This window comes from Arthrobacter sp. 10N418 (assembly GCF_056394725.1).
In genome coordinates, this window is the sequence record NZ_JBFTIK010000042.1 from 1 (window position 1) to 9,779 (window position 9,779).

Sequence of the window (9,779 nt, forward strand, 5' to 3'; positions counted from 1 at the left end):
ATCAAACCCCGGGGAGAGGCTCCCGCCGCTGAAGCGGTCGGGTTCAGTAAGGAAGTGGGCAGATCTCATGGCCACCGACGGGCAGTTTTCCTGGCCGTCAGTGGGCAGTTCCGTGGCCGCCTACGGGCAGTTTTTCATGGCCGCTAACATTTGGCGGCCAGCAACCAGTTCTCGATGTAGAAGGTACTTCCAAGAACCTCCTGGATCGTTGCGTTCCACCGCGTGTACGGCAGCAGCATCCCGGCGAGCAGCAAAGACGTGATGAGAACCAAGAAGGCCGCCGGAATGAGGCGCCTGACACGGCGGGCGTAGAAAGCCGCTAGTCGTATTCGGCCGCTGGCCCGAAGTTCCTTCGCAAGGTGTGAGGTGATCAGGAAACCGGAAATGACGAAAAAGACGTCCACTCCGACGTAACCGCCGGAGAGACGCTGGGGCCAAAGGTGATTGAGGACCACCAGCCCGACGGCAACTGCCCTCAACGCCTGAATATCAGTCCTGAAACCAGGCCGGCGTGCCGTGCCGGCCCTTGTTCGGGACGGAGAGGCCGGATTGGCGTCGGGTAGGTCAACCGATACTGACATGATTCCTTTCGACGCAGCCATCGGACGGTGAACGGCATACAACGCCCCGACTGAAGAAAGAACTCAGTCGTAAGGCACAGCGATTCCAAACAATCTTCATGGTGTGCGCACTCTCATCCGCGCGGCCAAACGGCCGGCGGGCACAGGCGCTGCCACTAGGGGCAGGCAACAATCGATAATCATACGTGAGCGGCCGCCTTGGCCTGGCAGGCGGAGCGCGTCGGCCACGCAACGTCGCCCCCGGCACACGTTGCGCTATCAGGCGGTGTCGTCCTGGACGCTCAAAACGACGCCGAGTGACAGCTCAACGCGGGTAGCCGGGAGACAAAAAAAGATCCCGCAGGCTGGGCCTGCGGGATCTGTTCTGTAGCGGTGGGGAGGCTCGATCTCCCGACCTCACGATTATGAGTCGTGCGCTCTAACCAACTGAGCTACACCGCCATAAATGAGGAAAACCTGCGCGAAGCCGGTCAAAAACCGCCTTGACACAGGCCCTCATTCAGAGCCCCCCACCGGAATCGATCCGGTGACCTCGTTCTTACCAAGAACGCGCTCTACCACTGAGCTAGGGGGGCAACGAGTAAATACTTTACCGGAAGATTGGCCCACCAACAAATCGGCGACGAGACAGCCCGCAACGCCCCGGAACCGTCGTGAAAACGCCTGAAAGACGGGCGCAAACGGGCCAGAAAACGCCCACGGCCTTGGGCAGGCGGCGGGCCGGAACGGAAGGTGTGACGAAGCGAACTTAAACAAGAACGGGCCGGCTTGGTGCCGGCCCGTTCTCAGAAGCTAGAAACTAGTGGTTACCACTTGTTCCGGGGCTTGAAGCCACCTTCAGTGCGCGGCTTGCGGGCCGCGTCGGAGGAGACGCCGCGCTCGGCGCGGTCGCTGAAGGAGCGTCCGCCACGGTCCGCGGAGGACCGCTCGCCGCCGCCGGCATAGCCGCCGCGCTCGCCGTCGCTCTTGCGGAATTCGCGCTTGAAGCCGCCGTTGCCCTTGAAGTTGCCGCCACGCTCGCCGCCGGAGTAGCCGCCGCGGCTGCCGCCCTGGCCGCCACCCTGGTAGCTGCCGCGTTCGCCCGAAGGCTTGCGGCCGTTGTCCAGCTCGAGGTGGATCAGCTCGCCGCCGATCCGGGTGCGGGACAGAGCCTTCAGCTGGTCGGCGCTCAGGTCCGCCGGCAGCTCCACGAGGGAGTGGTCCGCACGGATGTCGATGCCGCCGATCTGGGCCGAGGAGATGCCGCCCTCGTTGGCGATGGCGCCAACGATGGAGCCCGGCATGACGCGCTGACGGCGTCCGACGGCGATCCGGTAGGTGGCGTTGCCCTCGGTCAGGGTGCGGGTCGGCCCGCGTGAGCCGAACCCGTCCTTGGCGCGCTCGCGCTTCTGGAATTCAGGAGCTGCGGGCAGTTCCTTGACCAGGAGCGGCTGGCCGCCCTGGGCCATGACGGCCAGTGCGGCAGCGATCTCCGACGCCGGGACGTTGTGCTCTTCCTCGTAGGAAGCGATGAGGTCGCGGAAGGCTGCCACGTCCTCGGACGCGAGGGTCTCGGTGATCTTCTCAGCGAACTTGCCCAGGCGCAGCGTGTTGACCGACTCGGCGGTGGGCAGGTGCATCTGCTCCACCGGCTGGCGCGTGGCCTTCTCGATGGAACGCAGCAGGTACTTCTCCCGCGGCGTCATGAACAGGATCGCGTCGCCGGAACGGCCCGCGCGGCCGGTGCGGCCGATGCGGTGGACGTAGGACTCCGTGTCGTGCGGGATGTCGTAGTTGACCACGTGGCTGACGCGCTCGACGTCGAGACCTCGGGCGGCGACGTCGGTGGCGACCAGGATGTCGATCTTGCCGTCACGCAGGGCCTCAACCGTGCGCTCACGCTGCTGCTGCGGGATGTCACCGTTGATGGCGGCAGCCTGGAAGCCGCGTGAACGCAGCTTGTCGGCGAGATCCTCGGTGGCCATTTTGGTCCGCACGAAGGCGATGACGCCTTCGAACTCTTCGACCTCGAGGATGCGGGTCAGAGCGTCGAGCTTGTGCGGGCCCATGACCTGCAGGTAGCGCTGGCGCGTGTTGGCGCCGGTCGTGGTCTTGGACTTGACCTGCACCTCGGCCGGGTTATTCAGGTACTGCTTGGACAGACGGCGGATCTGGCTCGGCATCGTGGCGGAGAACAACGCAACCTGGCGGCCCGCGGGGGTCTGCTGGAAGATCTGCTCCACGTCTTCGGCGAAGCCCATGCGGAGCATCTCGTCAGCCTCGTCCAGCACCAGGTACTGGAGCTCGGACAGGTCCAGGGAACCCTTGGAGATGTGGTCGATGACACGGCCCGGGGTACCGACGACAACCTGGGCGCCGCGGCGCAGGCCGGCCAGCTGGGGACCGTAGGCTGAGCCGCCGTAGACCGGAAGGACGGTGAAGTCGTCGATGTGCTTGGCATAGGAGGTGAAAGCTTCGGCAACCTGGAGGGCCAGCTCACGGGTGGGAGCCAGGACCAGGGCCTGGGTCTTGCGTGACGGTCCGTTGAGGTCGTGGAGCTCGGCCAGGCGGGAGAGCGCCGGTACTGCGAATGCTGCAGTCTTACCGGTACCCGTCTGGGCCAGGCCCACGACGTCGCGGCCTTCGAGCAGCAACGGGATGGTTGCTGCCTGAATCGGGGACGGCTTCTCGTAGCCAACATCCTGCAGGGCGGCCAGGACACGGCCGTCGATGCCTAGGTCAACGAACTTGACGCCTTCTTCTTCGGCGTCCTCGTCCTTGGCGTCCTCGTCCTTGGCCGGGACAGCCTTGGCTTCGGTTTTGGGTTCCGTCTTGGTGTCGGCCTGCGGGGCAGCCTCGGCAGCGGCCGGAGCCTCGGTGTTAGCAGGCGCCTCGGTGAATTCCGGGGCGGAGCCGGCTGCGGGTGCAGCCGTTTCAGAAGTCTCGACGTCGGCCTGGGTGTTTTCGGTGTCGACGGAGTTGTTCTGATTTTCGGGCATAGGTGAAATTTCCTCATCCATAGGGGCCAAGCGGCACAACCCGAGGTGAGCGGAGCCGCAGTACGCGTGACACTAAGGTGCCGGGCATACTTTGACCGGCCGGTCACATAGAAGCCCGGCGCTTTCGCAATCCCGTGGCAGGACTTCCCGCTGCATCTCTTGGCTGCTATCCCAGCAGTCTGTACAGCGTTTTCTTTAGCCGGCTCTCCCTATGAAAATGCCCGCATCTCAATTGCGCGGGCCCCAACACTTACCAGTCTTGCCTCAAGAATTGGGCAGGAAATAAGGGATTTCCGGAGTGGGGGATATTTCAAGTGTACGGCATGGATCCGCGCATGGGTAACCCGGTGGCCCCGCGACCGCGGTGAGCTTGCGCACACAGGCACCCAGGTTCGGCGGGTCGGCGGCTATGTGGCGTTGTGCCGTCGGAACTGTGCGCGCGCCGGACGAGGCGGGTTAGGCGCCCAACCGGCGCTGCAGCCTCTCGAATTCCTCGAGGTACTCGGGCTGGAGACGGATCTCGCCGTCGGCGTCGGCGTCCCTGAGTGCCTCCATGTCCTCAAGGGTGGGATCGGTGAACCATTTGGCGATAGTGACGCCGTGCGTCGGCACGAAGATCCGGTGGATGTGGTCACCGGCCTGGATGCTGCCCGTCCGGACAACCCGGAGGTAGGCGCCCACCCTCCCGGCGTCCCCAAATCTCTTGACCCACTGCGGCTCCCCCATGCGCCGCTGGAACGTTGCGCAGGGAATGCGGGGCGAGGTCACTTCCACCTCGACGTCCAGTCCTATCTTCCAGCGCTCCCCGATTACGGCGTCGGAGGCATCAATACCGGCAATCCGCAGGTTCTCCCCGAAGATGCCCGGCGGCAGTTCCCGCCCGAGCTCGGCCGCCCAGTAATCGGCGTCGGCTTGGGAATATGCGTACAGCGCCTGGTCTTCGCCGCCGTGATGGATCCGGCTCGCCTGGATATCGCCGTGAAGGCCCAGCTTGTGCACCCTCACGGGACCGTCCACGGAACGTTTGTCGATCGCGGTCACGCCCACGCTGCCCGAATCCTCAAGCAACTGGTGAACCCGGCAGACGGCAAGCACAGATGCGGTATCCATGGCACCAGTGTAGGCCTGCGGCTCCGTGGCCCGCCTGCCGGGGACGGGAGCTCCTCCCGAAGCCCCCTCGCGGCCGCGCTCCTCCCCGGTTGCTTTGTCGGTCAACCCGGAAAGTCCGTGCGACACCGGCGATTCCTGCCGGATCTGGCAGGCCTACCGCAAGCAACCGGTAAGAAGCGCCGCGGCCGGGCTCCACGGGCACGATTAGGATGCTGGAATGAGCAACGATGCCGAAAATACCGATGTATCCGACGTCCTCGCGATCGATTCCCTGCTGAGCGCCGAGGAGCTGGCCGTCAGGGAGCGGGTCCGCGATTTCACCAACCAGCGGATCCGCCCGGGGATCGCGAACTGGTACGACGCCGGCGTGTTCCCCCTCGAGCTGGCGCCGGAGCTGGGCGAACTCGGGGTGCTCGGCATGCATCTGGAGGGCTACGGCTGCCCCGGCCGCTCCGCCGTTGAATACGGACTGGCAGCGATGGAGCTGGAGGCCGGCGATTCCGGAATCCGCACCTTCGTCTCCGTGCAGGGGTCCCTGGCCATGACGGCCATCCATAAGTGGGGATCGGAGGAGCAGAAGCAGCAGTGGCTTCCCCGGATGGCCGCCGGCGAGCTGATCGGCAGCTTCGCGCTGACGGAGCCGACCGCCGGATCCGACCCCGCGTCGATGCAGACCTTTGCGCGCCGCGACGGCACGGGCGAAGGCGCGGGCTGGATCCTGGAGGGTGCGAAGCGGTGGATCGGGCTGGCGTCCGTGGCGGACGTGCTGGTGGTGTGGGCGATGACCGACGACGGCGTCCACGGCTTCCTCGTCCCCGCCGGCACTCCGGGAGTGACCGCGGCCCCGATCGGGCAGAAGCTCTCGATGCGCGCCTCAATCCAGTGCGATGTCACTTTCGACGCCGTCCGGCTGGGTCCTGAGGCACTGCTCCCGGCCGCCCGGGGGCTGCGGGGCCCGTTCAGCTGCCTGAATGAGGCGCGCTACGGGATCGCCTGGGGAGCCATGGGTGCGGCGCGGGACTCCTACGAGGCGGCCTTGAAGTATTCCCAGGAGCGGCTGCAGTTCGGCAGGCCGCTGGCCGGGTACCAGCTGACGCAGGAGAAACTGGTGAACATGCTCCTGGAAATCCAGAAGGGCACGCTTCTGGCGCTCCAGCTGGGACGGCTCAAGGACGCGGGGACGCTCCGCCCCGAGCAGATCTCGCTGGGCAAGCTTAACAACGTGCGGGAAGCGATCGGGATCGCCCGCGAGGCTCGCACCATCCTGGGCGGGAACGGGATCACCCTGGACTATTCGCCGCTGCGGCATGCCGCCAACCTGGAGTCGGTACGGACCTATGAGGGCACGGATGAGGTCCACACCCTGATCCTCGGACAGCACATCACCGGGCTGGCCGCGTTCCGCTGACTATCCTTCAGCGTCCTGGACTTCCTGCGCATCAATGGCCTCGGCAAGGGAGCCGTGCCGAAGGGCAAGCAGCCAGCACACCATGATGGCCAGGGCGCAGAACACGCCGGCACTGGAGGCCATGATCCAGAGCCCGGGTGTCTGGACGTCCAGGTTCTCCGCGCCGAACGCCAGGCCGATGGTCTTTGGCGAGAAGAAGAACACAATGATGGAGACGCCCAGCACACCGCCCAGGAGCCACCGCAAGCCCCGGAGCCGTTGCGGGGTCTCGCGCAGCGTCCAGGCAAACGCCGGAAGTACGGCTGCCATCCAGACCCAGTGGTGCGACCAGGAGACAGGGCTGATCAGCAGCATGGTGAGCGCGGTCGTGGAAATAGCCACGATTCGGGCGCCCTGATCGCTGGCGGTCCTGATGATCACCGCGGCCAGCCCCACGGTGAGCATGCTCAATAGCAGCCACGGAACGGTGACGGCCGTTTCGGGGACTCCGAAATGCAGCAGGGCGCCCTTGAGGGACAGGTTGTCCACGTAACCGGCACCGCCCATCCTTGAAGTGTCCGGCAGGATCTCCAGCCAGAACTGCAGGGATTCGGCGGGCCGCAGCAGCCACCCGACCAGCACGGTGGCGGCGAACCCGGCGCCCATGCCCAGGAGTCCGCGCCAGTCCTTCCGCATCAGGAAGTACAGCCCGAACACCAGCGGAGTGAGCTTGATGCCGGCGGCGACGCCCACGAGGAACCCGCTCCCGGGAAATCCGCGGGCCCAGCGCCGGTTGTTCGCCAGGAGGTCCACCGCCACGAGGCCCATCAGCAGGATGTTGACCTGGCCGAAGGCGAGGGTTTCGCGCCACGGCCCCAGGTTCAGCACGGCAAGGACCATCACGGCCGCAGCCCATCGGTTGCCCGGGAGCCGGTAACTGCTCCGCCAGTCCGCCTGCCCGTTCCAGTACCGGACTCCACGCACGGCAACCGCCACGGCCAGAACGGCCCCGGCGGCGTTGAAGTAGTTCAGTGCCACCTTTTCGGGCAGCCGGGCCAGCAGGCTGAAGATCAGTGCGGCGAACGGCGGATAGGTGAACATCAGCTTAGGGCCGCCGGCCCAGTCGATATTGCCGCGGTAGAGGTCCGACGGCGTCGGGCCGGCGTCGTTGAGAATCTTCCCGCCATGCCAGTAGACGCTGAAGTCGAGGCCCTGTTTGGACCAGGCGCCCAGCCAAGTCCACACCACAAGTGCCACGGCGGCCAGGGCCAGGAACGTCGAAAGCCGCAGCAGATGAGCGGCCGGGACCCAGCCCGTCAGCCGCGCGGCGAACCGAAGGGTCCGTGCCGGTTGGCTGGTTGGGCCTGGCCCCCGGCCCCCGTCGGTGCCGGTCCGGGCAGCTGGCGGATGGGTATCTTCGGCGTCGAGCCCTGCCATCGGTTTCCCCCCAACTTGGCTGCTGCTTCTCACTGCGAGGGCAAGCTGCGGCCCGCCGAAGAAGGAGGTTGGAACCCCGCCTCGAGAAATCATCCTACAGAGGCAGGCCCGGTCAGGCGGGGACCGGCACTGCCTCCCGTTTGCCTGCATCCCTGCGGATCGTCGCGCTGATCACTGCGGCGATCGTGCACATGGCCGCCGCGGCGAACCAGGCGTAGGTGTACTGGCCGGTGGCGTCGCGGATGGCCCCGGCCGCCAAGGCGGCCGCGGCTGCACCGAACTGGTGCGCCGCGAACACCCAACCGAAGACGACACTGCCGTCGGCGCCGAAGACCTGGCGGCAGATGGCGGCAGTGGGGGGCACCGTAGCCACCCAATCCAGGCCGTAGATGACCACGAACACGATCATGCTGGGCTGGACGGTGGCGCTGAGCAGCAAAGGAAGCACGAGCAGCCCGATCCCGCGGAACTGGTAGTAGACGGCGAGCAGAATCCTCGGATTAAAGCGGTCCGTGAGCCAGCCCGACGCGATGGTCCCCAGGATGTCGAAAATCCCGACGACGGCGAGCAGCCCGGCGGCCGTGGTTTCGGTCATCCCGTGGTCGTGGGCGGAGGGGATGAAGTGGGTGCCGATCAGACCGTTGGTGGTGGCCCCGCAGATGGCGAAGCCGGCCAGGAGGGCCCAGAACGTCCGCACCTTGCTGGCCCGTTTGAGCACCTGCAGCGCCCGGACGGCGGCATTGCGGCGCGGTTCCGCGGCTTCCGAAACGTTTTCCGCGGCGGTCCCCGCATTGGTCGGCTGCTCCCCGTCCCCTTCAACGGCGGGCTCCGCCCCGTACGGCAACACCCCGACGTCGGCGGGTGAGTTCTTCAGGAACTTCAGCACGAGCGGCACCACGGCCAGCGCGCCGGCGGCAATCAGCAAAGAGGCCTGCCGCCAGCCCGGATCCTGGGCCAGGACAGCGATGAACGGCAGGAAGACCAGCTGCCCTGCGGCGCTCCCGGCCGTGAGGATCCCGATCACCAGGCCGCGGCTCTTGGCGAACCAGGTGTTGGCGATGGTCGCGGCGAAGACGAGTGCCATGGATCCTGTCCCCAGCCCGATCAGCAGCCCCCACGTCAACAGGATCTGCCACGACTGGTTGACCAGCACCGTCAGCGCGCTGCCCGCGCCGATCAGCACGAGGGCCACGGAGGTGACGGCGCGGACGCCGAAGCGTTCCATGAGGGCGGCGGCGAACGGTGCCGTGAGCCCGAAGAGCACCAGATTGATGCTGACGGCTGCCGAGAGGACTGTGGTGGACCAGCCGAATTCATTCTGCAGCGGCACCATCAGCACGCCGGGCGCTGCCCGGAAGCCCGCGGCGCCGACGAGTGCGAGGAACGCGACGGCGGCCACGACCCAGGCCGGATGGATCCGGCGGCGTGCGGGCGCGGTGCGCCGGGTGGTTTCGGGGGCGCTCATGCGGCGGTTCCGTTCTGCTTGGCGGTGTCGTTCGGGGCGGCGCCGCGGGTCTGGTGGGCGGCGCGGGAGTGCTGGGCCGCGTCTGCCTGTTGGGCGCCGCGGGTCTGACCGCCCGAGGGGGCCGTGGCCAGGGGCACGGGCTCCGGTGTGCGGCTCAGGCTGTGCCAGCTGGTGTTCCCCGCCGTCAGCTGCTCCCCGCAGGCGGTGCAACTGTCCGCGGCGGACGTGCGTTCCCCGCAGCCGCGGTGGATGACATACATGTGCGCCTGTTCGGACGGCGCGGGGAGGTGCTTTTCGGCCCAGAGAACGACGGCGTTGAGCACCGGCAACGCGTCCTCGCCTTTGGCGGTGAGGACATACTCGTGTCGGGTGCGGCCGTCGTCGCTGTACGGCCGGCGGGCGAGCAGCCCGGCGTCCACGAGTGCCGCGAGCCGTTTGGTGAGCACGGAATCGGCCGCGCCCAGCCGGGCCTTCATGGCCTCAAAGCGGCCGTTGCCGAAGAAAACCTCGCGAAGAACGAGCATGCTCCACGGGTCGCCGAGGATGTCGAGGCCGCGGGCCATGCTGCAGTTCCGCTGGGACCAGTCTGATCGGAGTGCCATGCGGAAGACTTTAGCTGACTCTCTTGAAGAAAGCTAAGGGTTTTCGCGCCGGGATGCAGCCCTGGCTAGATGTATTACCCACGGAGGTTGGTGACGCGGCTAGCGGGTGTTTGACCCTTGAGTGAGGTGTGGCCTCGGTTGTGATTGTAGTGGTGCAGCCAGGGCTCGAAGGCGGCAACGCGTTCGGTCTCTGAGGTGTAGGGCCTGGCGTAGGCCCAT

General features: G+C 66.6%; 8 protein-coding genes and 2 tRNA genes. 1 reads left to right on the forward strand and 9 read right to left on the reverse strand.

The genetic code is table 11. The features are described 5' to 3' along the window. Positions 1–143: 143 nt before the first annotated feature. The 5 genes from AC1DCZ_RS18815 to AC1DCZ_RS18835 all read right to left on the reverse strand — a co-directional run bounded on the left by AC1DCZ_RS18815 (position 144) and on the right by AC1DCZ_RS18835 (position 4,669). On the reverse strand, positions 144–479 hold the full coding sequence (locus tag AC1DCZ_RS18815) for an acyltransferase family protein (protein ID WP_476975932.1): 336 nt from the start codon (positions 477–479) through the stop codon (positions 144–146). Positions 480–948: 469 nt separating this feature from the next. Further along, positions 949–1,022: transfer RNA gene (locus AC1DCZ_RS18820), tRNA-Met, on the reverse strand. Between the two features lie 62 nt (positions 1,023–1,084). Further along, a tRNA-Thr gene (locus AC1DCZ_RS18825) sits at positions 1,085–1,156 on the reverse strand. Between the two features lie 231 nt (positions 1,157–1,387). Next, the gene (locus AC1DCZ_RS18830) at positions 1,388–3,559 is read right to left on the reverse strand and encodes a DEAD/DEAH box helicase (protein WP_476893976.1); all 2,172 of its coding nucleotides are present in this window, start codon (positions 3,557–3,559) and stop codon (positions 1,388–1,390) included. Between the two features lie 456 nt (positions 3,560–4,015). Further along, complete coding sequence (locus tag AC1DCZ_RS18835) at positions 4,016–4,669, reverse strand: MOSC domain-containing protein (RefSeq protein WP_476975933.1); 654 nt, start codon at positions 4,667–4,669, stop codon at positions 4,016–4,018. 217 nt (positions 4,670–4,886) lie between these two features. Between AC1DCZ_RS18835 and AC1DCZ_RS18840 the strand changes: the two genes are divergently transcribed. Then, the gene (locus AC1DCZ_RS18840) at positions 4,887–6,077 is read left to right on the forward strand and encodes an acyl-CoA dehydrogenase family protein (protein ID WP_476975934.1); all 1,191 of its coding nucleotides are present in this window, start codon (positions 4,887–4,889) and stop codon (positions 6,075–6,077) included. Here AC1DCZ_RS18840 and AC1DCZ_RS18845 read toward each other — a convergent pair whose 3' ends face one another. The 4 genes from AC1DCZ_RS18845 to AC1DCZ_RS18860 form a co-directional block, all read right to left on the reverse strand. Further along, positions 6,078–7,493 (reverse strand): glycosyltransferase 87 family protein, encoded by a 1,416-nt coding sequence (locus AC1DCZ_RS18845; RefSeq protein WP_476975935.1) that lies wholly within the window; start codon positions 7,491–7,493, stop codon positions 6,078–6,080. Between the two features lie 112 nt (positions 7,494–7,605). Further along, complete coding sequence (locus AC1DCZ_RS18850) at positions 7,606–8,958, reverse strand: MFS transporter (RefSeq protein ID WP_476975936.1); 1,353 nt, start codon at positions 8,956–8,958, stop codon at positions 7,606–7,608. After that, positions 8,955–9,560: a winged helix-turn-helix transcriptional regulator gene (locus AC1DCZ_RS18855; RefSeq protein ID WP_476975937.1), complete on the reverse strand. Its 606-nt coding sequence runs from the start codon at positions 9,558–9,560 to the stop codon at positions 8,955–8,957. Before AC1DCZ_RS18855 ends, AC1DCZ_RS18850 begins: the two co-directional genes overlap by 4 nt. A gap of 74 nt (positions 9,561–9,634) precedes the next feature. After that, a partial coding sequence (locus AC1DCZ_RS18860; RefSeq protein ID WP_476975938.1) for an integrase core domain-containing protein occupies positions 9,635–9,779 on the reverse strand: 145 nt, incomplete at its 5' end.

Coding starts and splice junctions, on each gene's coding strand:
- AC1DCZ_RS18850 (WP_476975936.1), bottom strand. CDS start 8,958: ATGAGCGCCCCCGAAACCACCCGGCGCACCGCGCCCGCACGCCGCCGG.
- AC1DCZ_RS18840 (WP_476975934.1), top strand. CDS start 4,887: ATGAGCAACGATGCCGAAAATACCGATGTATCCGACGTCCTCGCGATC.
- AC1DCZ_RS18855 (WP_476975937.1), bottom strand. CDS start 9,560: ATGGCACTCCGATCAGACTGGTCCCAGCGGAACTGCAGCATGGCCCGC.
- AC1DCZ_RS18835 (WP_476975933.1), bottom strand. CDS start 4,669: ATGGATACCGCATCTGTGCTTGCCGTCTGCCGGGTTCACCAGTTGCTT.
- AC1DCZ_RS18830 (WP_476893976.1), bottom strand. CDS start 3,559: ATGCCCGAAAATCAGAACAACTCCGTCGACACCGAAAACACCCAGGCC.
- AC1DCZ_RS18845 (WP_476975935.1), bottom strand. CDS start 7,493: ATGGCAGGGCTCGACGCCGAAGATACCCATCCGCCAGCTGCCCGGACC.